Origin of the sequence: Methanobrevibacter sp. (assembly GCF_036307625.1) — an archaeon.
Taxonomy (GTDB): Archaea; Methanobacteriota; Methanobacteria; order Methanobacteriales; family Methanobacteriaceae; genus Methanocatella.
In genome coordinates, this window is the sequence record NZ_JAXJXF010000125.1 from 1 (window position 1) to 23,062 (window position 23,062).

Below are 23,062 nucleotides of genomic sequence, written 5' to 3' on the forward strand. Positions count from 1 at the left end.
ATACTAAAGAGGATTTGGCTAATGCTAAGGAGGATTTAACTCATACTAAAGAGGATTTGGCTAATGCTAAGGAGGATTTAACTCATACTAAAGAGGATTTGGCTAATGCTAAGGAGGATTTGGCTAATGCTAATGGTAAAATTCTCAAACTAGAAAATGAAGTGAAACGTTTAACCGAACAGTTGAATGAAAAATAATTCTTTTTTTCATCATATTTTTTTTCAAATTAACATATCACAATATCATGATATGAAAACATTTAAATATGTGGCATGCCATATTATGTAATTGTAATATATGTGATTGAAATGAAAAAAGATAATCTTGAAAATGAAAACGATGATATGTGCGAAGTCTTCAACTCTCATGAGGATGTTGTTGACCGAGTAAAAGAGCGTATTCCTGAAGAATCCGAGTTCGCTGAGCTGTCAGAATTCTTTAAAATATTTGGAAACCCTACAAGATTAAAAATTATTTCTCTGCTTAGTATTGAGGATTTGTGTGTATGTGACATATGTGATGCACTTGACTTGAACCAAACAACTGTTTCAAATCAATTAAGAATATTGCGTGCAAATAACATTGTCAAATATCAAAAGGAAGGTAAAATGGCAAGATATTCTCTTACTGACCTTCACATAGAAATGATATACAAAGTGGGTTTGGAACATATATTAGAATAATTTTTAATTGGTGATAAGATGGAGGAAAATAGATGTTATGACCCTGATTGCGGTGATGAAAATTGTCGCAACCCCGAACATTACAATCACATCTGTTTTGACCCAGAATGTAATGAAGTTAAATGTGAAAATTCTGATCATTATAATCAGCAGTTATTAAGAAATTATCAAGAAAATACTGATTTGAGCGTACATGATCACAGTGAAAAAATCGATTATGATAAGGATGTTGACATAAGTCTTTGTGGTTGCCCTGATTGTGCAGATGATGATCACGACCATGAGCATGACCATGAGCATGACCATGAGCATGACCATGGGCATAATCATGAGCATGACCATGATCATCATGACCATAATGATAAGGATGTTGACATAAGTCTTTGTGGTTGTCCGGATTGTGCAGATGATGATGACGACGATGACGATGATGGTGAGCTATTGGCTGAAGGAAAACCTTTGATTGCCAATAGACCAATTCAAATAATAGTTGCAAGCGCCATATTATTTGTTTTAGGGCATGTTTTTGAATTTTTGTCATTCGACACCACAATAATAACTGCCACTTATATGCTTGGTGCAGTGATTGCAGGTTATGAAATAGCTATTTTAGCTTATAAATCATTAGTCAAAAAACATACTATAGGTCCTGCAATGTTGATGTGTATCGCTTGTGTTGCATCATTTATTATTGGTCATCCTGAAGAAGGTGCTGCAGTAACATTCCTGTATTATATCGCAGAATTTTTGGAAGACTATTCCGAATTTAGGGCTAGACGATCAATTAAATCATTGGTTGAAATTGCTCCTGATACTGCCAGAGTTAAAGTAGGTGATGCAGAAGAGATTAAAAATGTTGATGAAGTGGACATTGGTGAAACCGTAATCGTAAAACCTGGTGATAAGGTTCCTTTGGATGGAGAAATAATATCTGGCTCTTCTTCAATCAACCAAGCTTCAATTACTGGTGAAAGTGTCCCCGTTTTAAAAGGGGTTGGAGATGAGGTCTTTTCAGGTACTGTAAATGAAGATGGATATTTGGAAGTCAAAGTAACCACAGCTGCAAAAGATTCCATGATTTCAAAAATTGTTACTTTGGTAAAAAGCTCACAGCTCAACAGGTCTGAAACAGAAACATTGGTTGAAAAGGTAGCTAAATATTACACTCCTGTCATGATGGTTGCCGCTATCTGTGTTGCATTGATTCCGCCTTTGGCATTGGGTCAAAACTTAACAGATTGGGTTTATAAAGCTCTTTCACTATTGGTAATTTCATGTCCTTGTGCGTTCTTGATTTCAACACCGGTCGGAATGGTGTCTGCCATTACTTCAGCTACAAGAAATGGAGTAATCATTAAAGGAAGTACTTATGTTGAAGAAATGCGTAATATTAAAGCGGTAATCTTTGATAAAACAGGCACATTAACTGAAGGAAAACTCAAATTAAGTGATGTTAAAGTATTGGATGAAAGTTATTCAAAAGAGGATATCGTTAGAATTGCGGCTTCTTTGGAATCTGAATCATCTCACCCTATTGCTCAGGCTGTTGTAGATTATGCAAATGATGAAAACATTAGTTCAGGTAATGTTGAAGAGTTTAAGAATGTTCCAGGTAAAGGAATTGTTGCAAATATTGATGGTGAACAGTATTACGCTGCAAATGAGTCATTGATAGATGGAAGTTCATTTGATATTTCAAGAGATGAAATTAACAGCTACGCTGAAGGAAAAACAGTGATATTTATTGGAAATGCTCGAAATGTTATTGGTATCATAACTGTGTCCGATAAAATTAGGGACAATGCTTCAGAAGTAATTGAGGATTTGAAAGGTCAAGGTGTACAAACTGTAATGCTTACTGGTGACAATAAGCTTGCCGCAAAAAGTGTAGCATCAGAAATTGGAATTGACTATGTCTATTCTGATTTGCTTCCGCAAGACAAGTTGAACCTTTTGGATACTGTCAGAAATAAGTTTGGGGATGTTGCCATGGTTGGAGATGGTATTAATGATGCACCAGCTTTAGCACGTGCAAATATTGGTATTGCTATGGGTGCCGCAGGATCCGATGTGGCTATTGAAACAGCGGATGTTGCTTTAATGCAGGATGATATTTCAAAACTCCCATATTTATTTGCCTTAAGCCATAAAACAATGGGAATTATCAAACAGAATATATCTCTGGCAATTACAATTAAATTATTGTGTGCAGTTCTTGCGATTGTGGGAATTATAACATTGATGATGTCTGTTGGTGTTGGTGATTTAGGTTTAACATTGCTTGTTATCTTAAACTCATTTAGAATTGGAATGGTGAAAGACCCACTATTCTAATTTTATTTTTTTTTTATTTTTTTTTGGTATTGCTAAACTTTAAACGATTACTGCAGCTTTAAATTAGTTATAACTAAATTTTTATTCTTTGTTTTGCCTAAAAATATTTTAAAAACGAATATTTTATATACTAGTTTTCATTTAATGTTATATGAGCTATATTACTTATGTGGATTTAAAATTTTGGGAACAATTAAAAAGTTTCATGAAGGAGTTGTTATGCCACATAGAAAAGTTTTTAATCAAGCAATGGAACATAAAGAAATTTTAATTTTTGCAGCAGGGATCGCTACTGCATTGGTTGGTAAAAAAATATTGGAATCTAAAGCCGTTAAAGATGCAACCACTGATTGTGTTGCAGGTGTTTTGGCAGTTAAAAAAGATGCTGAAGATCGTATGGAAGAAATTAAGACTGATGCTGAGCAACAATTGGCTGAAGATGAAGAAAAAATCGTCATCGATGTTGAATCTGAAGAAATTGAAGAGGAAAAACTTAAAACCTCTAAAAAATCCAAAAAATCTAAAAAATAGTTTCACTGGAGGGTTTATGTCTAATAAAGGATTACATCCATTTGTTCAGGAACATAAACATGCACTATTATTTGCCGGAGGTATTGCTGCAGCAATTATAGGTACTAAAATTATTAAGTCTCAAACCACAAAAGATTTAGCCACTAAAGGGATGGCTGGGGTAATTTCTGCAAAAAAAGATGCTGAAGAAACCTTTCAGGACATGAGAGAAAATGCAGAAGATATTGTTTATGATGCACGCATGGATGACAAACAGGAGATATATGTTGCCAAAAAGGAATAACTTTGTTTATTCCATTTTTTCCCTTCTTTTTTTTTTTAAGATAATTTTATATCTGAATAACATTTAATTATTATCTATGTTTAGTAATGATTCATCAGATAATATTGACATTATGCTAGGAAACCCTAAACGGGCCTTGATAAAAATGTCAATTCCATTGATTGTTTCATTGCTTATCACTAGTTTTTATAACCTTATTGATGCGGCATGGGTGTCTGGTTTGGGTGCGGATGCACTTGCAGGTGTTGGATTCTTCACGCCGATATTTATGATTCTAGTTGGTTTTGGAAACGGATTGGGTTCTGGTGCGGCATTTGCAATTTCAAAGTATATTGGTGAAAATGATAAAATAAAAGCGGATAATGCTTCAATTCATTCAATTCTAATTGATATTGTTGTTTCTATAATTATAACTATTATTCTTTTGATATTCTTAAATCCCATTTTGAATGCCATGGGTGCAGGCTCTACAATTAGTTATGCAACTGACTATGGTGTAATCATTCTGGCAGGTTCTGTATTCATTATTCTTTCAAATGCATTATACGGTATTTTCAGAGGGGAAGGAGATACCAAAAGACCGATGTATGCCATGATTGCATCGGCTGTTTTAAATATTATTCTAGATCCTATTTTCATTTATACATTCAATCTGGGCGTTAAGGGTGCTGCAATTGCTACAATAATTTCTGCAGTGTTTGTTATTCTTGTGTTGGTGTATTGGCTTTATGTTAAAAAGGACACTTATCTAAAGCCTTACTGGGGAAACTTCAATTTCAAAAGGGACATTTCAATTGATGTTGTTAAAGTGGGAATTCCAGCAAGCATCCAATTGCTAAACAATGCATTTTTTGCAGCAGTATTTTCCGCACTTTTGGCTTATGTCGGCTCAACGGATTCAGTAGCTGTTTATTCGACAGGTTGGAGAATCGTTACAATAGGCACAACTCCTCTTTTGGCTATTGGAACTGCATTGATTAGTGTTATTGCGGCCAACTATGGTGCAAAAAACTTTAAAAATATTCAGATTGCTCACAGGTATGCAATGAAGGTTTCAATAGTTATTGCAATAGTTGTGGCCGTTTTGACAAATTTCTTTGCCGGAGAAATTGCATCAATATTTGCATCATCCGGAAGCAGTGTAAGGATTGCATCTGAACTTACAGGATTCTTGTCTTGGATTGTAATTTATTATCCGACAATGGCTGTTGGTGTTGCTTCAACTTATGTTTTCCAGGGCATTGGTAAGGGATTAACTGCAATGTTTCAGACTATTATGAGAGAAACTGGCTTTACAATACTTTTTGCTTATCTGTTTGCTGTTGTATTGGGTTATGGTGTATGGGGTGCCTGGATGGGAATTGTTTTGGGCGAGGTCGTTTCAAACAACATCACTATGTTCTGGGCAGACTGGCAAATTAAAAAATTAATGGATATTAATGATTAAGCGCCATTAATATCCTTAAAATAGATTATATCATCACATATGGTGTTTACCAAATCCATATCGTGACTTACTAGTAAAAATCCCATGTTTCTTTCTTTAACAAGTTTCAGCACGGAATCTAGAATTTGCACTTGAGTGATTGCATCAAGCATGGTTGTCATTTCATCAGCAATTATAAATTTTGTTTTTGGATTCAACGCCCTTAAAACTGAAAATCTCTGTAGTTCTCCTCCGGACAGTTCCTGTGGAAATCTTGTTAGCCAAGATTTTTGAATTCCAAATTCTGATAATGTTTTTTCATCAACATCCCAAGATTCACCTAAAACATCTTTCATTTTCCATTTTGGATTCATTACTTTTTCTGGGTGCTGGTAAATTAATTGGACAGGTTTAAATCCTTTTTTTGGCAAAGGTGCATCATCAAAACTCACTTCCCCTTCATATTTTTGCACATATCCTGATAAGATTTTACACAGGGTTGATTTTCCACTTCCACTGTCTCCAATCAGCCCCATTATTTTTTTGTTGTCTAGCTCAAGATTAATGTCTTTTAGGAGATAATTTTTCGCTGATGGATATTTGAATGAAATGTTTGTAGCTTTTAGTTTCATTTTATGCACCTTCCTCGTATTTGAAGCATCTGACCTTTTTATTTCCTAGGTCAATCAGTTGTGGTCTTTCCTGTTTGCATCTATCGAATCTCATTTCGCATCTGTCGTAGTAGGGGCATCCGTTTGGTATTTCTCCGTGTAATGGTTGGTGTCCTTTTGTTAGTTCGAATCCGTTTGCAGGTAGTGCTTTGTATAGTGCTTTGGTGTATGGGTGTAGGAGGTTTTCTCCGTTGCCTGTGAAGTCTTTGTTTTCTGCTATTTCTATTACGTATCCTGAGTAGAATATTCCTATTCTGTCTGCTATTTCGAGTGCTGCGTGGATGTCGTGTGTGATTAGTAGTACTCCTACTCCGTCTTCTTTCATGTGTTTGAAGTGATTTAAGGTTTCTTTCACTGTTTTTTCATCAAGTCCTGGTGTTGGTTCGTCTGCTACAACTAATTTTGGATCAGATAGTAATGCGGTTGAAACGAGCACTCTTCTTGCCATTCCTCCTGACAGTTGGAATGGGTACATTTCGTCGACTTCAGGGCCTAAGTTATAATGTTCAAAGATTTCTCTTTGTTTTATTTTCTTTTCTTTTTTCTCAGTATCGTTTTCTGTATGGCCTATCGCTTGGTCTGAAATCTTCATTAAAGGATCTAAAAAGTTTACTGATTGGGGAATTAATGCTATTTTATCTCCTCTAAGTTCTTCTTTGTCTTTTTGTGATAATTCTTTTCCTTTGTATTTTATTTTTCCGTTTAAATTTGCATTTTCTGGCAGTATTCCAAATATTGCATGTGCAAGCAGACTTTTTCCAGAGCCGCTTGAACCTAAAACTGCTAATATTTCGCCTTCCGATACATCTAATGTTAAATCTGTGATTACCTTTAAATCACGTTGATTTAAACCTTTTGTATATTGTAGGAATGAAATAGAAACATTTTCCACATCTAACAATTTTTCCATTAAATCACCTTTTATCATCAAATGATAAGTTTTAAATACTAATTTGTACCTTATCAATATTAAAGTTAATCAAAAATAATAAAAAAGTATTACTATCTGCATAAATTCTTATAAATGTGTAATACTTTTGAGGTTAATCATGAAAGTTATTATTAAAGAATTGGATGATGATTCCGAAAATATTAATAAAGTCCAAAAATTCCTGTTTGATCAAATTAAAAAGGAATTCGGCTATGGATATGTTCCTGAATGGCATGAAGACATTATTAAATTGGTAGAATATTATGTTAATCCAATCAGAAACAATTTTTTCGTTGCTTATTGTGAAAAAACTGGAGAAATTATAGCAACAATTGGTATCAGAGCATATGATAAGGATTTTCCGGAGTTTAGACATTTGTATTCAATGGAGAATACTTCAAGTATCTGGAGACTATTTGTCGATGAGAAATGTCGCCGTTGCGGTTTAGCTTCAAAGATGTTTGCTATAGCTGAAAGTTTTGCCATTCACTCAGGTTATGAAAATATTTACCTGCATACTCATAAGACATTGGATGGGGCTCTTGAGTTTTGGACAAAAATGGGTTTTGTCGTATCTCTGGATTCCAATGATGAGTTGGAAACCGTACATATGGACAAAAAGATATGTGGATTGGACATTACTCTTCAGCCATCTGACTTTAGGCATGCTGTAAAATTATAGTTTTTTAATATATTTTTGTGTGTGTGGACATGCGAATATGCATTTTCCACATACTGTATCTGCTTTTCCCAAATTTTCCTCAGAAACTTTCAGGGCATATTTTTCGCATTTCCTATCATCATAAAAATCGTTTCTTTTAAGTTTGTAATTCCAGTTTTTACCGCTTATCGCTCCACCAAAACAGGCATCTCTACATTCCATGCATTTACCGCATTTTGATTTTAAAATTGGTTTGCCTATATTTAGTGGGGCATCTGTTAAAACTGAAGATAATCTGAGGGCGGATCCATAGTCATTTGTTATAAATAGTGCGGATTTTCCAATCCATCCAAGACCTGCTCGTGTGGCAATGGTTTTATGGGGCAGTTCAAATGAATTGAATTCCCCAAAATCTGTCCCTAATCTCTTTTTTGTCTGTGCATATGCGTTATATCCATTATTAATTATAAATTCTTCACATTTCATTCCCAATGCATCAAGTCTTGTGTTTAAACTTATCAGTTCCTCAAGATATTCGGGTGTTGGTGCATTCTGCATATTCTGTATTATTTCCTTTGGATAGGTTATGTAGAATATAACTCCGGTATTTAGTCCTTTTTGTGGTGTGAAATTTGTTATGTCTGCAAAGCCTACTTCTGTAGCGCCGTTGTCCAATAAATAGTTCTTGAGTTCAAGAGATAAATTCATGAGCGAATATTTGATAATCATTTTATTTAAATTTAATTTTTGTATTACTTTTAAAATATATATTACATTATTTTTGTTTAATTTTAATGTTAAATTGTCCTTATGGTGTGGGGTATTTTTTAGTAATTAATTTCAGCCATATATTTTGCAAATGCTTTTTTTGAACTATGATTATTTTATAAATTAATCTTTAAAAGTAATAAATATCTTTTTATATGTATTACTACAAAATATTGTATGTTATTAAAATAATTTAAATTAGTATTACTAATTAAGTAATTTTTTTAAAAAAAGTATTACTTTTTATTTTAATTTCTTGATAAATTATGTGGAGAAAAAAATTATGGACAAGAAACTGATTATTGGTGGAATCATTGCAGTTGTTGTCATTGTTGTTGCAGCCTTTGCTTTTATGGGTGGTTCTCATGATAATGACCCAACCCATTTGACTGTAGCGGCTCACAGCAACATCAAAGAACCTAAATCCGGTTTTAATCCGTTAACAGGTTGGGGATGTGGACACCAGAATTACAATCCTTTAGTACAAAGTTGTTTATTTAAAACTGATAAAAACGGTTCTTTTGTTCCAGACCTCGCTACTGGTTATTCAGTCAGTAGTGACGGTAAAACTTGGACTGTAAATGTTAAGGAAGGTGTTAAATTTTCAGATGATTCTGATTTTGATGCAGAAGATGTAGCATTTACATTCAACACTGCAAAAGCAACAGAATCTGATTTGGATTTAACTAATCTTGAAAATGCAACTGCCGTAAATAAAACTACCGTTGAATTTAAATTAAAAGAACCAAGATCTACATTTATTTATGATTTAAGATATTTAGGTATTGTACCATCAGATTCATATGATAACAAAACTTATGGAGAAAAACCAATCGGTACTGGACCTTATGTATTGGATCACTGGGATAAAGGTCAACAAGCAATCTTCAAAGTAAATGATAAGTATTATGGTGACAAACCATACTTCACCCAATTAACCTTATTGTTCCCTGAAGAATCTACTTGGTTGGAGCTTGCAAAATCCAAAAATGTTGATGTGGTTCCTGTAGCAACTTCAGCATTAAATCAAACTGTAGATGGATATCAATTCTATGAAGTATCTGCAGGTAGGGCACAAGGAGTATCTTTCCCTTATCTTAACGATACTGGTAAAGTAAGTAATGCAAGTGCAAAAATAGGAAACAATGTAACTGCAGATAAAGCTATCAGACAAGCGTTAAATGTCGGTGTAAACCGTCAGACTATGTGTGATGATATATTCTCAGGTCACGCTACTCCAGAATACACTGGTGTAGATACAAGAGATTATGCAAATAATGCTTCCAAAGTTAAAGATGCAGATGTCGCTCAAGCAAAAAAAATCTTAAAAGATGGTGGATGGGAAGATAAGGATGGAGATGGAATTGTAGAGAAGAATGGTACAAAAGCATCATTCAGTTTATACTATCCTCCTGATTACCTTGACAGACAATCCTTATCAACCGTATTTGCTGAACAAGCAAAAGAAATAGGAATTGAGGTAAAACTTGAAGGTGCAGACTGGGATACCATCTATAAAAACATGTACAGTTCCCCTGCATTAATGCAACAAACCTCTCCTGACCCATACAAATCAATATATCAACAATATCACAGTAAAGAAGCTGATGACTTCTATATGAACCCAGGTTTATATAATAATACTGGTTCTGATAAGTTGATGGAAGATGCAATGCATGCTAATGATTTAAGCCAATCTAATTCATTATGGTCACAATCTGCACTCGTTAACGGTGGAGGTTGGGGTCCTGCTGGTGATGCTCCGTTTGTATGGTTAGTCAACTATGACTACAACTATTTCATTAAAGATGGAATTGATATTGGCAATCAACCTGATGGTTTAGGAAATGATGTTTTAATTAATATCTGTGATTGGACCAGAAAATAATTAATTAATCCATTTTTCCTTTTTTTTATTTTTTTTAAAATTTTTTTGGGGGTTAATTTTTGAATAAAAATCAGATATTGAAATTTTTTGGTTATAAATTAATAAGATTTATAATATTGATGGTTGCAGTAGCAATTTTTAGTTTTATATTATTAGATTTATCCCCTATTGATCCAGTCAGTACTTATTTAAAAGGAGCAGCTGTTTCTGAAGCTCAAAGAGCAATATTGGAAGGTTATTTTGGTACTAATGTTCCGTTACCTACAAAAATTTTCCATTGGTTGCTGGATTTGGTTCAGGGCAATCTCGGTATTTCTTTAATTTATCGTGCTCCTGTTCTTGATGTAATTATTGATAAATTCACTGCTTCAATTGTGCTTATGGCATTATCATGGCTTTTAAGTGGGATTATAGGTTTTGCATTGGGAGTAGTCGCTGGAAAAAATAAAGGGTCATTGATTGATAAAGCAGTTAAGGTATACTGTTATGCAATTCAATCTGCTCCTTCCTTCTGGGTAGGAATGCTTATTTTAATGGTATTTGCAGTTTACTTGAAATGGTTCCCAATTGGTTTTGGTGTACCTATTGGTGTTAGCAGTACTGATGCAACATTTGCGGAATGGGCATCCAGACTTGTACTTCCTACATTAACCTTGAGTTTGGTTGGCCTAGCACCTATAGCAATGTATACTCGTAATGAATTAATTCAAGTTTTATCTTCTGATTATGTTTTATTTGCAAAATCCAGAGGAGAAAAAGGATGGGATCTAGTAAAAAATCATGGAATAAGAAATATTTTACTTCCTGCAATTACATTGCAATTTTTATCATTTAGTGAACTCTTTGGTGGAGCTGTTCTAGTGGAACAGGTTTTCTCTTATCCAGGAATAGGTCAAACGGCTGTTGCTGCTGGTCTTCAAAGTGATGTGCCATTGTTTTTAGGTATTGTTCTTTTTAGTGCAGTATTTGTATTTGTAGGTAATCTTCTTGCTGATATCTCATATTACCTGATTGATCCAAGAATTAAGGAGAGTGAGTTCAGTGATTAAGAAAAAGGCTGATGATAAAAAACAATGGTTTTTATATCCTGCAAATCTCAGAACAAAAACTATTGTAATCATTGTACTTTCATCATTGGTAATTTTATCCATATTTATTTCCGGTTATTTTATTCCAGATATTCCGACCAGCTTTGTAAATGCAAATCGAATGCCTTCTCTAGAACATATTTTCGGTACCGATTGGATGGGGAGAGACATGTTTCAAAGAACAATTGCTGGACTTGGATTAAGTTTGATGGTGGGTTTCATTGCATCTGCTGTCAGTACTCTTATTTCAATTATTTTGGGATTGTTTTCAAGCTTTAATAAATTTGCAGATGAACTTGTTGCTGGAATCATTGATTTATTTGGTTCAATACCTCATATTCTTTTAATAATTCTTGTATCTGTAATGTTTGGAGGGGGAGTATTTGGTGTCGTTATGGGTGTCGGTTTAACCCATTGGACTCCTCTTGCAAGAGTTTTAAGGTCTGAAGTTAAAGAAATTAAAACTAAAGAATATGTGCATCTGGCTGAAAATCTTGGAAAATCTAGGGTATGGATTGCAACCAAACATATTTTGCCGTTAGTAGTTTCCCAGATTATTGTAGGTATCATTTTAATGTTTCCTCATGCGATCATGCATGAAGCCGCAATAACCTTTTTAGGATTTGGTTTACCTCCTCATGAACCTGCAATTGGAGTTATTCTATCAGAATCAATGCACTATTTGTCCTCAGGATATTGGTGGCTGGCATTCTATCCGGGTATGTCTTTGCTGATAGTTGTATTGCTGTTTGATTTCATAGGGGAAAATGTTGAAAAATTATTGAATCCTGAAACCGCTCAGGAATAAGGGAAATTAATATTTTCTCTTTTCTTTTTTTTTAGTCATGTGTGGTGATGTTATGAATATACAAATTAGGGAAATCAAGTATGATTTGAATGAAATCAAATCCGTTAAAGATTTTTTATATAGTCAAATCAAAAAGGAGTATGGTATTGGTCCCACTCCCAAGTTTCACTATGATATTGATGGTTTGACGGATTATTATGTGCTTCCAAACAGGAATAATTTATTTGTGGCAATCGATGATGATCTGATTGTTGCGACTGCAGCGGTACGTGCCTATGATAAGGATTATGAATTTTTTGAAGGTTACTATTCTAATGAGGATACTGCAAGCATCTGGAGATTGATGGTTGATGAAAAGTATAGGAGAATGGGAATTGCACGTTTGCTTGTAGATTGCATTGAACAATTTGCCAGAAAAGAAGGGTATGATAAAATATATCTGCATACACATCGCTATCTTGATGCTGCCATACCTTTTTGGAAATCATTGGGCTATGAGGTAACTGTTGAAGAAGATGACTATGATGAAACTACTCATATGGTTAAATTTGTCTGAGATTAAAATTTTAAGTAGTATTATTTTTAAAAAAAGTATTACTTTTAAATCCTTTTTATTTTTTGTATTTTAAATAAATATTGATTTAAAAATTGATTTTTGATTTATGAAGCATTATTTTAATGTTATATTGCTAATATTTTAATTGAAGTTTGTTTTTCCATATTTCGGTTATTTTTGTTAAAATTTATTGTTATTACTTGTTGTCAAAAAAGTATTATGTGTTTTTTAATTTTATTTTATTTTATTTATAATCCTTGATTAATGCATTATTTTATTTTAATCTATTTTTTTTAAATTTAAAAGATTTTAATCATGTTAATTTTTTAATAATGTTTATATGGTTATTACTACTTAGTTTTATTTGGGTTTAGAAAATCTAAAATGGGATAATTAAAATTAGTATATCTATTATTTTCTCTATCTTCAAAATTTTTAAAATTTTAATTATCTCCCTTTTATTCATTAATAATACCAAGTTAATAAGGCCATATTGTAAATAGCTATCCTATTAGCTATTTACCCTCCTCGTTTTTTTACTTAAACTTTATTTTATATGACTTGTAAAAGTATATATGATGAAACGGACAGCACTTAAAATCGGATATATCGGAACCAATTTTCATGGTTTTCAAAGACAGCCTGACCTAAGGACGGTTGAAGAGGAACTGATATACCATTTGCGCAAACTTGATTATATCGATGACTTAAAGAAATCCAGATTTAGGATAGCCGGAAGAACCGATGCTGGTGTTCACAGTTTAGGTAATGTGATCAGTTTTCAGTCTGAAAAAGAAGTTCGTGTAAATGAAATCAATAATTCCCTTCCGGATGATATTCAGATTTTAGCTAGTGCTCCTGTACGATATGCATTTAAACCAAGGTATGCTCAAATGAGACAATATCGTTATATGCTCTTTCAGGATTTGGATATTGACAAACTAAACGAATGTGCAGAAGTCTTTAAAGGGACTCATAACTTCACCAATTTCACAAAACGCTTTCAAAAAACCACTACCCGAACAATTGATGATATCAAAATCACAAAAGTGGACTTGAATGACTATCACAAAAAAGAATTCCCGAATTTGCATGATACGATATCTCCTATTTTTGTTGATATTTATGGCGAATCATTTTTATGGAATATGGTTCGAAAAATGATGAGGGTTTTTGTTGATGTGGCAATTGGAAAAATGACTTTGGATGAAGTTTATGATTTATTGAATCCTTCGAAAGATTCTCCACGCGCCAACATTAAGGTAACTGAGGCTGAATATCTAATTTTAATGGATATTCAATATGATGGTATTAAATTCAGATATGATGATTATGCCTGTGAACGTTTCAGAAGGGATTTGGTTGATTCATTGGCAGACCTTCAGAAAAGATATGCAATCAGGGAGTCAATGATAAAAAGTTTAAATGATGTGTGCAAATAATATTATTTAGAGGCGTATTTGATGGGATTAATATATGACGTATTTGACAAATTTTCTATTGTAGGTATTGTAATTGGTTTGATTTTAGGAATATATCTTGCAATTCACCATAATGAATCTAACCTGTGGATTAGCTCAATTCCGTTTATATTGATATTCTCAGTACTCATAACTATTTTTCCAATTGGAGCTGCCATACAAGATAAATCTAAAAATGGCACACCAGTACCAGTAAATGCTCTTATTGAAGCATTCATATTAAATATTGCGGTTATTGCAGTTTCTACTGCATTTGGTGTGGTAATTGGATCATTCATTATAGGTAATGTTATCACGGACAATGGTAAGTTGCCTTCCTTAATTTAATTCAATTTTTTTTTAAATCGATCTATTTTTTTTATTTTTCAGTCAAAAACTGTCATTTTCCTAAAATTTTTTATGGTATTTTTAATAAAAAATATTAATGAGGGATTATTATGAAAATAGCTACTGTTTTGGGAACAAGACCTGAAATTATTAAGATGGCTCCAATCATTGATGAAATTTCCAGAAGAGGCATTGACCAGATTGTTTTGCATACTGGTCAGCATTATGATGACGAGATGTCTGATGCTTTTTTTAGGGATTTGGAAATTCCTGCTCCGGATTATAATATTCATGTCGGTTCTGGAACTCATGGCAGGCAAACAGGTTTGATGATGAAAGGTATTGAAGAGGTTTTGATTGATGAAAAACCGGATATCGTTCTTGTACAGGGAGACACAAATGCTGTATTGGCGGGTGCTTTGGTTGCTTCTAAACTGCATATTGCCGTGGGCCATGTTGAAGCCGGTCTCAGGTCATTTGATATGACAATGCCTGAAGAGCTAAACCGCAGGGCGGCCGATGTTTGTTCTTCAATGTATTTTATTCCGACAGAAGAATCAGCTGTTAATCTTTTGGCTGAAGGCTTTTCACGCAAAAACCTAATTATTACTGGAAATACTGTTGTTGACGCATGTTTCAGGCATTTGGAAATTGCAAGAAAAAAAGGATTTTCAAATGAGTCATTAGCTAGTTTGAATATTGAAGAAATGGATAATATCTTGACTTTAACAATGCATCGGGCGGAAAATGTGGATGACAAAAGAAGGGTTACAAATATTATCGAAGCTTTAAAGGAACTGGATTATATGAATATAATTTTCCCGATTCATCCAAGAACCAAAAATACCTTGCAGAATTTTGGCCTGTTTGATGAATTGAACGATTTGGAGCATGTTCACATTATAAAACCTATTGGATATCTTGATTTTTTACAGTTAACTTCTCTTTCAACTTTAATTTTAACAGATTCAGGAGGTCTTCAGGAAGAGGCCATCACACTTGATGTACCTGCATTGACTTTAAGATACAATACTGAAAGGCCGGAAACTGTATCTGCCGGAGGCAATATTCTTGTGGGCGCAGACAAAGATGCAATCCTGAAATATGTTAAAAAGATTGTAGAGGATGAAGACTTTGCCCAAAAGATGAAAAAAGCAGAAAATCCATATGGTCAGGGTGAGGCTGCCAAAAGAACTGTTGATGCAATTGTTGATTATTATGATGAAGGTTTGCTGGACATAGTTGCTCCAGAAGACATCATGACATCATTTACAAGAAAAATGATGAATGTTGAAGATGACATTACAGTTGCTGAATTCGAAACAGATAATAATGCCTTAATTCATATGGTTTTTGACGGAAAGAAAATGATTTTCCCAAAAGATGACTTAAACATAAAAGGAATGATGATTACTTATGATGAAAGAGAATAATGATTCAATATTGGTATTCGAATATTTCACCGCTTCAGGCGAAAAGGATAAATGTATTATTTCTGAAGCTGAAGCATTAATATTTGCTCTTCTGGATGATTTATGTGATTTTGACGTTGATTTGGTCATTAATGAATCCTATGGGGATATTGTTAAAGATTATGAAAATGTCAATCCGATTTTAATAGATGTTGATATTATTGATTGGCTAAAAGATAATGCGGCAAATTTCAATAAGGCTATTTTCATAGCTGCAGAAAACAATAACAATCTTTTCAACATTACAAAGATTTTAGAAGACAACAACGTTCAAATTTATAATTCATCAGCAGAATCCTGTTTCATTGCTTCAGACAAATTTGAATCTTACGAATCCCTTTCCAATATTGTTCCCCAACCAAGAACATTTAGATTCAAGATTGACCCTAAGGGGTATTGGAAAAGAGCAATTGAAAATCTGCATGAAAAATGGCAGGCAGAAGATCCTTTAACTCCACTAAAACTCATTATAAAACCGTTGATTGGGGTCGATTGTGAGGACATTGTCATAATTGAAAACATTGAGGATTTGACTTTGGATTTGGATAAAATATTCAAACCGGGTTCAAGGGTTATTGTTCAGGAATATGTTGAAGGAACCGATATCAGCGTCAGCCTGATTTGTGATGGTAAAAATGCAATTCCAATCAGTTTAAACAGACAATTTGTAGAGCTTAAAAACGATAAGGGAATATATGTTGGGGGAAAATTGCCGTTTAATAGCGAATATGGAGAAGAAGCATTTGAAATTGCTAAAAAAGCTGTAGAATCTATTGAAGGTTTGAAAGGTTTTGTAGGTGTTGATTTATTGATCAATGCAGATGAAAAAGATATTTATTCAGTTTATTTATTGGAAATTAACTCCAGATTCACAACACCTTATGTCGGCCTAAAGGAAATTGCCAATTTCAATATTGGAAAAACAATAATCGATGTGATTGATGGGGATATGGACATTGATGACATTGATGTTGCATTCGATGGTGAAGTTGAATTTAAAAAATCAGGGGATAATCTTGAAATTAGGAGAATATGATTATGAAGATAGCTGGTTTTGATATTGGTGGTGCAAACACTGATTTGGCAGTAATCGATTTTGATGGTGAAGAAATTAAAAACATTGAAGTTGACTTTGCATATCTTCCAATGTGGAGTAACAACGATGATTTGTCAAGGGTTCTTGTTGAGTTAATTGAGAAAATTTGTCCGGTCAGTGAAATTGATGCTGTTGGAATCTCAATGACTGCAGAACTGGTGGATGCATATGATACTAAAAAGGATGGGGTTTTAGATGTTGTGGCTAAATGCGAAGAAACGTTTCGATGCCCGATTGCATATGTTGGAATCGATGGCATGATGTCTAAAGCAGAAATTGAAAACACTCCTCTAAAGGCCGCTGCTGCAAATTGGATTGCCACCGCTCAGATAGCTACTTTGATTTCAGACAATTGTATTTTCATTGATACTGGAAGCACAACAACGGACATCATTCCAATCAAGGATGGTAAGGAATGTGCAATCGGAAAATCAGATTTTGACAGGTCTGCTACAGGTGAATTGGTTTATACAGGTACTTTAAGGACAAATTTAGCCAGTTTTTTAGATAAAGTGGAATTAAACGGAAAAGAATATCGTGTTGCTTCAGAGTTATTTGCACAAACTGCTGATGTATACACAGTACTGGATTTGATAAGCGAAGATGATTATGTCTGTGATACTTTTGATGGGGAATCCAAATCCAAATTGGATTGTGCAAAAAGGATAGCTCGTGTTGTCTGTGCCGATTTGGAAATGTTGTCTATGGAAGACATTACTGAAATGTGCAAATTCATTCATCAAAAGCAAATTGAACAGATTGCAGATGGTCTAAAGCAGGTTCATGAAGAGCAGAATCTTGATTTAATTGTCACAACAGGTTTGGGTAAAGACATTTTAGATAAAAAAGCAGCTGAATTGTTGGGCTTGGAAGTCAGGTCTATGGGTGATATCTTATCTGACGAAGAATGTGTCGTCGCTCCTGCTGTGGGAACTGCTGTGATGATGAATAGATATGATGGTGTGGATTAATACCATACATCTTTTATTCCAAGCAGATAAGCAAGGGTATTTGCAATTAAATGAATAATCAAGGTTAATATTATTGCGATTACAATAAATTGCAAGTTCATATTTACGAATGGTGAAACGAATATCAGCGCAACTATTATGAAGTCTAGTTGATCGAGAATCGGCGCAGGTTTTCCTCTTCCGATTCCAATTCTTCTTTTCAAAAAGCTTCCTAATGCATCACCGACCAATGCACCTAAACCAAGTAAAAATCCTATTAGGATTCCGCTATGGATATCAGTCACTATTGGGGTTATGAGGTACTGTCCAATTTCTGGAAGTATGAACTGGGCAAGGTATCCTTGAACCGCTCCGGTCAATATTCCGATGAGTGTTCCGGCAATTAATCCTCTCCAAGTAACACCGTCTCCAATCCAACGTATTCCATTCTTGTCTGTTTTTCCAAAATCAACTGGTGTTCCTCCGCCAAAAGCTAGTGCACCACCATTTGAAAAATAAGCGGGAAGTATGAAATACAGTGTTGTAAGACAACCCAATAAAAATATTTGAATATCCATCAATAGTTTCTCCGTTTTTCTTTACTATTTGTTTGTTTAAACTAGTATATATTAATTAAGTATGTGAAAGTTGAAATCAAAACAGTATGTAATGTTGACTAGACGTCTGTTTATAAAACAATTACTTTTAAAATTAAAGTTGCATAAATGATTCACTAAATCAATTATTATTTAATTTTTCTAAAGGATTCCTTCATATTAATTTCAGTATTGTCGGGGAATATTTGCAAAGTATTATTGCTTTTTCTAAATAAGTATAAATAATAAGTAGGATATAATTTAAATATTATATTTATGTAAGTTTGTATTTTATAATACAATATTGCTAGTTAAGGTGATTTTTTGAAAATTAAAGATACTAAAAGTTTATGCCCAGAGTGCGGTAAATCTTTAAGTGCTGAAGTTTATGATGAGGATGGCAAAATCTTTATCAAAAAAACTTGTGATGAGCATGGGGAGTTTATCAACACTTATTGGGGTGACGATCAGTTATATAAAAAAATGGAAGACTATACACCGTCCATTACAAAAATTGATAATCCGTCTGTTCCTGAGGAAATGGCTTGTCCGAACAATTGTGGATTATGTTCCAAACATGAAACCTCAACTGTTTTGGGTTTGATTGATGTAACAAACAGGTGTAACTTAAGATGTCCTGTTTGTTTTGCTAATGCTGCTGCTGCAGGATACAAATATGAGCCTACTCAAGATGAAATAAGGGAAATGCTTAGGAATTTGAGAAGTTTAAAACCTCATCCATGTCCTGCTATTCAGTATGCGGGTGGAGAACCAACCGTTAGAAAAGACATAGTGGAACTTGTTGAAATGGCAAAAGAAGAGGGTTTCACTCACGTTCAAATTGCAACTAATGGTATCAGGTTGGCTAAAAAGGAAAGTTTGGCAAAAGAATTAAAAGATGCTGGATTAAACACCGTTTATCTTGCTTTTGATGGTGTAACTCCAGAGCCATACATTAACAATAGGGGTAAAGATTTACTTCCATTCAAGCTTGACGCTATCGAAAACTGTAGAAAAGCTGGATTAGGTATAGTTCTTGTACCTACATTGGTTAAGGGAGTCAATGATGATCAAATTGGTGATATTATCAAATTTGCATTCGACCACAGTGAAAATATTTATGGTGTCAATTTCCAACCTGTTTCATTTGCAGGCAGAACACCTTCAGAACATGTCGAAGAGCAAAGGATAACTATTCCTGACTTTGTCAAAATCATTGAAGATGTCACTGATGGTCAGGTTCCAACCGAATCATTCTACCCTCCATCTTCAGTTGAGCCAATTGCTGAATTCATATCTCTTTTGGATGAGGAAGATACAGCTAAAGTTACATTAAACTGTCATCAGCACTGTGGAATTGCGACATATGTATTTAGAGAAAAAACTGAAGGTTCAGGTAAGGACAATTTGATTCCAATTACGGATTTCATCGATGTGGATGATTTGTTCGACAAATTGAAGCAATATAATGAAAAACTCAAAGCAGGCAAATTCGGTTCTAGAAAAAGGGTTTTAGCCGGGTTGACTGGAAACCTTCCAAAGATGGTTCACACCAGCAGGTCTCCTGAAGGATTGGAAATTACAAGAACCTTAATAAACGTATTTGCTAGAGGAGATTATGATGCTTTAGGAAACTTCTCCAAAGATGCAATGCTTATTTCATGTATGCATTTCATGGATCCGTTTAACTTTGATGAAGACAGGGTTAAAAAATGTGTTATTCATTATGCAACACCTGATGGCAGAATTATTCCATTCTGTACAATGAACTCCATGTATCGTGAAGGAATTGAGAAGAAATTTGCACAACCTCTTAGACAAAATAAATAATTTGTTTTACAAAAATCACCTGCTTATTCTGTATTTGGGTCCATCCCAAATACTTCGTTTTTTAATTAATTAATTAATTTTATAGTGATATTTATGGATATTATTAAAGGAAAAACATGGACTTTTGGGGAAAATATCGACACTGATGTGATTATTCCTGGAAGATATTTAAGAACATTCAATCCTCAGGATTTGGCTGACCATGTATTGGAGGGTGAACGACCAGATTTCACTAAAAATGTAAAAAAAGGAGATATCATTGTTGCTGATGAAAACTTCGGATGTGGTTCATCAAGAGAACAGGCACCCGTAGCTATCAAAACAGCTGGCGTTGATGCAATTGTGGCCAAATCTTTTGCAAGGATTTTTTATAGGAATGCAATTAATATAGGTTTGCCTGTAATTGTTTCAGATATTGAGGCAAAGGATGGGGATATCATTAGCATTGATTTGTCAAAAGGAATTTTGGTTAATGAAACCAGTGGTGAATCAACTAATTTTGAACCATTTAAAGAGTTCATGTTAAATATTTTGGAAGATGGTGGTTTGGTTAACCATTATTTGATTGAAAAAGAATAATTTTATTTTAGGAGGCATAAAGATGGATTGTCCAATTTGTGGTTCTGATGAAGTTGAAATTTTGAATTCAAAGCAGAAATCATCCAAAAAGAAGATAATGGAAGAATATTTATTGAAATGTGAATCATGTGGTCATGTTTTCAAGGATATGTTTTCTGCTAAAAAACCAGAACCTTATAGATTAATTATTTCAGAGCAAGATAAATCTCATAAAACTACTATTGAATTATCTCCAAGTGATGAGTTAAAAGTTGGAGATGTTTTACTTTCAGATTTGGGTCAAGTTGAAGTAACAAGTATTGAAGTGAATGATAAAAGAGTAAATAAATCCATGATTGAAGATATCAATACTATTTGGGCTTCTTCTGTTGAAATTCCAGCACGTATTGGATTTTCTGTAGATTTGCATGGTGATGTTGATTCTTATAAGCTTGATTTGGAAAGAGACTTCGAAATTGCTCCTGGAGATATTGTTAAAATTGAAAAACACATTGTTAAAGTGCATGTTATTAAAACTCAGGAAAGAAAGCTCACTTCAGGATTCGCCAAAGCCGGAGTCATTAAAAGGGTTTACTCAAAACCTGTTAAGTTCAATAATTTTGATTATGATTTAACAAAATATATTGTTAAAAAAACTATTAGAGATTAGAATATGAAAGTATTTATTGATTCTTACGGATGTACATTTAATAAGGCTGATGCACAAATTATGGCCGGAGTTTTGGTTGAAAATGACATAAGCATCGCCGATTCCATTGAAGAGGCAGATGTCATTATTGTAAATACTTGTTATGTTAAGCTGCCTACTGAAAATAAGGTTGTCTACAAGATTCAAAAACTCCAAGAAGAGTTTCCGGATAAAAAAATCATAGTTAGTGGGTGCATGGTCGAAATCGATCCTGAAAAATTGGATAAGATTGGACCGAATTGTTCATGGATTGGGCCTCATCAGTTAAATAAGTCTGCTGAAGTTGTCAGCGGAACTTATTGTGGTGAAGTTATTCGTGAGACAGGATTTACCAAAGAAAGTAAAGTTGGAGTTCCAAAACTAATTGATGAAAGTCTTATTCATATTATTCAAATTTGTGAAGGTTGTTTGGGAGCATGTACATTTTGCTGCACTCGTTTTGCTCGGGGACCTTTAAATAGTTATCCGATTAAAGATATTGTTGGTGAAGCAAAGGAAGCTATTGAAAATGGTGCCTGCGAAATTCAACTCACTGCACAGGATACCGCTGCCTTCGGTAAGGATAGTGGCGAAAAACTATCTGATTTAATCAAAGAAGTGGCTAATTTGGATGGAGATTTTCGTGTTCGTGTTGGAATGATGCATCCTAAAAACATTTTAAATGATGTTGATGATATAATTGATGCAATGAAACATCCTAAGGTATATAATTTTATTCATTTACCTATTCAATCAGGAAGTGATAAGGTTCTATCCGAAATGAGGCGTGGCCATACAATTGACCAATACTTGGATATTGTTTCTAGGTTTAAAAGTGAAATTCCTGATTTGACTTTGGCGGTAGATATAATTGTTGGTTATCCTACCGAAACCGATGAAGATTTTGATTTGACAGTAAAACTTCTTCAAACCGTAAAACCAAGTTTGATTCATTTGTCAAAATATCAGCATAGGAAAGGTGCAATTTCATCTTCACTTACAGAAATCCCTCGTCCTGTTATGAAGAAACGCTCTAAATTTTTATCTGAAATTAAATCAAAAATTACTGAGGATGAAAATAAAGAATTGGTGGGATCTCATCAAAATGTCTTGGTTGTTGAAAAAGGTTCCAAAGGGGGTTTTATTGCCAAAACCAATTCTTATATTCCAGTTATTGTTGATAATGTTGAGTTGGGAACTTTTGTTGATGTAAAAATAACTGAAGCTACTGCCACATATCTTAAAAGTGAATTATTGGAAGAATAATTTTTTTGTTTTATTTTCTTCTTATTTTTATATTTTTACCTATTTTTTATCCTTAATTTATGGGGATTATTGCTATTTTTTTCTAGTTTTCAAAAGGGTTTTATGATAGTGTTACTACTAAACTATGGGGTTATCTTATTCAGTTTTACCGATACCTTTATATACTATTG

At 33.7% G+C, this 23,062-nt stretch carries 24 protein-coding genes; 20 read left to right on the plus strand and 4 right to left on the minus strand.

The window, feature by feature from the left end; all coding sequences use genetic code 11:
* From UIB65_RS07975 to UIB65_RS08000, 6 genes are all read left to right on the plus strand, one after another.
* A partial coding sequence (locus UIB65_RS07975) for a hypothetical protein (RefSeq protein ID WP_330040794.1) occupies nt 1-197 on the plus strand: 197 nt, incomplete at its 5' end.
* 111 nt (nt 198-308) lie between these two features.
* On the plus strand, nt 309-683 hold the full coding sequence (locus tag UIB65_RS07980) for a metalloregulator ArsR/SmtB family transcription factor (protein ID WP_330040796.1): 375 nt from the start codon (nt 309-311) through the stop codon (nt 681-683).
* An 18-nt stretch (nt 684-701) separates the two neighbouring features.
* Entirely contained in the window at nt 702-3,017 is a 2,316-nt protein-coding gene (locus UIB65_RS07985) for a cation-translocating P-type ATPase (RefSeq protein WP_330040798.1), read from the plus strand.
* Nucleotides 3,018-3,236: 219 nt separating this feature from the next.
* Complete coding sequence (locus UIB65_RS07990) at nt 3,237-3,548, plus strand: hypothetical protein (protein WP_330040799.1); 312 nt, start codon at nt 3,237-3,239, stop codon at nt 3,546-3,548.
* Between the two features lie 16 nt (nt 3,549-3,564).
* Nucleotides 3,565-3,831, plus strand: coding sequence for a DUF6110 family protein (locus UIB65_RS07995; protein WP_330040800.1), 267 nt, complete (start codon nt 3,565-3,567; stop codon nt 3,829-3,831).
* 76 nt (nt 3,832-3,907) lie between these two features.
* On the plus strand, nt 3,908-5,278 hold the full coding sequence (locus tag UIB65_RS08000; RefSeq protein WP_330040802.1) for an MATE family efflux transporter: 1,371 nt from the start codon (nt 3,908-3,910) through the stop codon (nt 5,276-5,278).
* Here the strand turns inward: UIB65_RS08000 and UIB65_RS08005 are convergent.
* Together UIB65_RS08005 and UIB65_RS08010 are read right to left on the minus strand one after the other, a co-directional pair.
* On the minus strand, nt 5,275-5,889 hold the full coding sequence (locus UIB65_RS08005) for an ATP-binding cassette domain-containing protein (RefSeq protein ID WP_330040803.1): 615 nt from the start codon (nt 5,887-5,889) through the stop codon (nt 5,275-5,277). The genes UIB65_RS08000 and UIB65_RS08005 overlap by 4 nt on opposite strands.
* A gap of 1 nt (nt 5,890) precedes the next feature.
* Nucleotides 5,891-6,838 carry an ABC transporter ATP-binding protein gene (locus tag UIB65_RS08010; protein WP_330040805.1) on the minus strand — a complete coding sequence of 316 codons (948 nt, stop codon included), beginning with the start codon at nt 6,836-6,838 and terminating at the stop codon, nt 5,891-5,893.
* A gap of 139 nt (nt 6,839-6,977) precedes the next feature.
* On the opposite strand from UIB65_RS08010, the gene UIB65_RS08015 reads away from it, so the two are divergent.
* On the plus strand, nt 6,978-7,541 hold the full coding sequence (locus tag UIB65_RS08015) for a GNAT family N-acetyltransferase (RefSeq protein WP_330040807.1): 564 nt from the start codon (nt 6,978-6,980) through the stop codon (nt 7,539-7,541).
* Here the strand turns inward: UIB65_RS08015 and UIB65_RS08020 are convergent.
* Nucleotides 7,536-8,195, minus strand: coding sequence for a 4Fe-4S double cluster binding domain-containing protein (locus tag UIB65_RS08020; RefSeq protein ID WP_330040809.1), 660 nt, complete (start codon nt 8,193-8,195; stop codon nt 7,536-7,538). The two genes, UIB65_RS08015 and UIB65_RS08020, sit on opposite strands and share 6 nt — an antisense overlap.
* A 376-nt stretch (nt 8,196-8,571) precedes the next feature.
* Between UIB65_RS08020 and UIB65_RS08025 the strand changes: the two genes are divergently transcribed.
* From UIB65_RS08025 to UIB65_RS08065, 9 genes are all read left to right on the plus strand, one after another.
* The gene (locus UIB65_RS08025; RefSeq protein ID WP_330040811.1) at nt 8,572-10,176 is read left to right on the plus strand and encodes an ABC transporter substrate-binding protein; all 1,605 of its coding nucleotides are present in this window, start codon (nt 8,572-8,574) and stop codon (nt 10,174-10,176) included.
* Between the two features lie 119 nt (nt 10,177-10,295).
* Nucleotides 10,296-11,225 carry an ABC transporter permease gene (locus UIB65_RS08030; RefSeq protein ID WP_330040827.1) on the plus strand — a complete coding sequence of 310 codons (930 nt, stop codon included), beginning with the start codon at nt 10,296-10,298 and terminating at the stop codon, nt 11,223-11,225.
* Complete coding sequence (locus tag UIB65_RS08035) at nt 11,218-12,072, plus strand: ABC transporter permease (protein ID WP_330040813.1); 855 nt, start codon at nt 11,218-11,220, stop codon at nt 12,070-12,072. The genes UIB65_RS08030 and UIB65_RS08035 overlap by 8 nt, the downstream gene beginning before the upstream one ends.
* Before the next feature lie 52 nt (nt 12,073-12,124).
* Nucleotides 12,125-12,628 carry a GNAT family N-acetyltransferase gene (locus UIB65_RS08040; protein ID WP_330040814.1) on the plus strand — a complete coding sequence of 168 codons (504 nt, stop codon included), beginning with the start codon at nt 12,125-12,127 and terminating at the stop codon, nt 12,626-12,628.
* Between the two features lie 578 nt (nt 12,629-13,206).
* On the plus strand, nt 13,207-14,070 hold the full coding sequence (gene truA / locus UIB65_RS08045; protein ID WP_330040828.1) for a tRNA pseudouridine(38-40) synthase TruA: 864 nt from the start codon (nt 13,207-13,209) through the stop codon (nt 14,068-14,070).
* A 21-nt stretch (nt 14,071-14,091) separates the two neighbouring features.
* Nucleotides 14,092-14,436: a hypothetical protein gene (locus UIB65_RS08050; RefSeq protein WP_330040815.1), complete on the plus strand. Its 345-nt coding sequence runs from the start codon at nt 14,092-14,094 to the stop codon at nt 14,434-14,436.
* 110 nt (nt 14,437-14,546) lie between these two features.
* Nucleotides 14,547-15,869 (plus strand): UDP-N-acetylglucosamine 2-epimerase (non-hydrolyzing), encoded by a 1,323-nt coding sequence (wecB, locus tag UIB65_RS08055; RefSeq protein ID WP_330040816.1) that lies wholly within the window; start codon nt 14,547-14,549, stop codon nt 15,867-15,869.
* The gene (locus tag UIB65_RS08060) at nt 15,853-16,944 is read left to right on the plus strand and encodes an ATP-grasp domain-containing protein (protein ID WP_330040818.1); all 1,092 of its coding nucleotides are present in this window, start codon (nt 15,853-15,855) and stop codon (nt 16,942-16,944) included. Before wecB ends, UIB65_RS08060 begins: the two co-directional genes overlap by 17 nt.
* 2 nt (nt 16,945-16,946) lie before the next feature.
* Nucleotides 16,947-17,975 carry a hydantoinase/oxoprolinase family protein gene (locus UIB65_RS08065; protein ID WP_330040819.1) on the plus strand — a complete coding sequence of 343 codons (1,029 nt, stop codon included), beginning with the start codon at nt 16,947-16,949 and terminating at the stop codon, nt 17,973-17,975.
* On the opposite strand, the gene UIB65_RS08070 is transcribed toward UIB65_RS08065, so the two are convergent.
* Nucleotides 17,972-18,532: a CDP-2,3-bis-(O-geranylgeranyl)-sn-glycerol synthase gene (locus tag UIB65_RS08070; RefSeq protein WP_330040820.1), complete on the minus strand. Its 561-nt coding sequence runs from the start codon at nt 18,530-18,532 to the stop codon at nt 17,972-17,974. The genes UIB65_RS08065 and UIB65_RS08070 overlap by 4 nt on opposite strands.
* A 342-nt stretch (nt 18,533-18,874) precedes the next feature.
* On the opposite strand from UIB65_RS08070, the gene tes reads away from it, so the two are divergent.
* The 4 genes from tes to UIB65_RS08090 all read left to right on the plus strand — a co-directional run bounded on the left by tes (nt 18,875) and on the right by UIB65_RS08090 (nt 22,892).
* Nucleotides 18,875-20,380, plus strand: coding sequence for a tetraether lipid synthase Tes (gene tes / locus UIB65_RS08075; protein WP_330040822.1), 1,506 nt, complete (start codon nt 18,875-18,877; stop codon nt 20,378-20,380).
* 93 nt (nt 20,381-20,473) lie between these two features.
* Nucleotides 20,474-20,959, plus strand: a complete 486-nt coding sequence (gene hacB, locus UIB65_RS08080) for a homoaconitase small subunit (protein ID WP_330040823.1) — start codon at nt 20,474-20,476, stop codon at nt 20,957-20,959.
* 22 nt (nt 20,960-20,981) lie between these two features.
* Nucleotides 20,982-21,608 (plus strand): HVO_0476 family zinc finger protein, encoded by a 627-nt coding sequence (locus tag UIB65_RS08085; RefSeq protein WP_330040825.1) that lies wholly within the window; start codon nt 20,982-20,984, stop codon nt 21,606-21,608.
* Between the two features lie 3 nt (nt 21,609-21,611).
* On the plus strand, nt 21,612-22,892 hold the full coding sequence (locus UIB65_RS08090; protein ID WP_330040826.1) for a tRNA (N(6)-L-threonylcarbamoyladenosine(37)-C(2))-methylthiotransferase: 1,281 nt from the start codon (nt 21,612-21,614) through the stop codon (nt 22,890-22,892).
* Nucleotides 22,893-23,062: the final 170 nt, after the last annotated feature.

Bases quoted from the DNA above. Each gene is read 5' to 3' on its own strand.
- UIB65_RS08015 (WP_330040807.1), top strand. From the start codon at position 6,978: ATGAAAGTTATTATTAAAGAATTGGATGATGATTCCGAAAATATTAAT.
- UIB65_RS07980 (WP_330040796.1), top strand. From the start codon at position 309: ATGAAAAAAGATAATCTTGAAAATGAAAACGATGATATGTGCGAAGTC.
- UIB65_RS08000 (WP_330040802.1), top strand. From the start codon at position 3,908: ATGTTTAGTAATGATTCATCAGATAATATTGACATTATGCTAGGAAAC.
- UIB65_RS08010 (WP_330040805.1), bottom strand. From the start codon at position 6,838: ATGGAAAAATTGTTAGATGTGGAAAATGTTTCTATTTCATTCCTACAA.
- truA (WP_330040828.1), top strand. From the start codon at position 13,207: ATGAAACGGACAGCACTTAAAATCGGATATATCGGAACCAATTTTCAT.
- UIB65_RS08085 (WP_330040825.1), top strand. From the start codon at position 20,982: ATGGATTGTCCAATTTGTGGTTCTGATGAAGTTGAAATTTTGAATTCA.
- UIB65_RS08025 (WP_330040811.1), top strand. From the start codon at position 8,572: ATGGACAAGAAACTGATTATTGGTGGAATCATTGCAGTTGTTGTCATT.
- UIB65_RS07995 (WP_330040800.1), top strand. From the start codon at position 3,565: ATGTCTAATAAAGGATTACATCCATTTGTTCAGGAACATAAACATGCA.
- UIB65_RS08090 (WP_330040826.1), top strand. From the start codon at position 21,612: ATGAAAGTATTTATTGATTCTTACGGATGTACATTTAATAAGGCTGAT.
- UIB65_RS07990 (WP_330040799.1), top strand. From the start codon at position 3,237: ATGCCACATAGAAAAGTTTTTAATCAAGCAATGGAACATAAAGAAATT.
- UIB65_RS08070 (WP_330040820.1), bottom strand. From the start codon at position 18,532: ATGGATATTCAAATATTTTTATTGGGTTGTCTTACAACACTGTATTTC.
- UIB65_RS08030 (WP_330040827.1), top strand. From the start codon at position 10,296: ATGGTTGCAGTAGCAATTTTTAGTTTTATATTATTAGATTTATCCCCT.
- UIB65_RS08060 (WP_330040818.1), top strand. From the start codon at position 15,853: ATGATGAAAGAGAATAATGATTCAATATTGGTATTCGAATATTTCACC.
- wecB (WP_330040816.1), top strand. From the start codon at position 14,547: ATGAAAATAGCTACTGTTTTGGGAACAAGACCTGAAATTATTAAGATG.
- UIB65_RS08005 (WP_330040803.1), bottom strand. From the start codon at position 5,889: ATGAAACTAAAAGCTACAAACATTTCATTCAAATATCCATCAGCGAAA.
- UIB65_RS07985 (WP_330040798.1), top strand. From the start codon at position 702: ATGGAGGAAAATAGATGTTATGACCCTGATTGCGGTGATGAAAATTGT.
- UIB65_RS08040 (WP_330040814.1), top strand. From the start codon at position 12,125: ATGAATATACAAATTAGGGAAATCAAGTATGATTTGAATGAAATCAAA.
- hacB (WP_330040823.1), top strand. From the start codon at position 20,474: ATGGATATTATTAAAGGAAAAACATGGACTTTTGGGGAAAATATCGAC.
- UIB65_RS08065 (WP_330040819.1), top strand. From the start codon at position 16,947: ATGAAGATAGCTGGTTTTGATATTGGTGGTGCAAACACTGATTTGGCA.
- UIB65_RS08050 (WP_330040815.1), top strand. From the start codon at position 14,092: ATGGGATTAATATATGACGTATTTGACAAATTTTCTATTGTAGGTATT.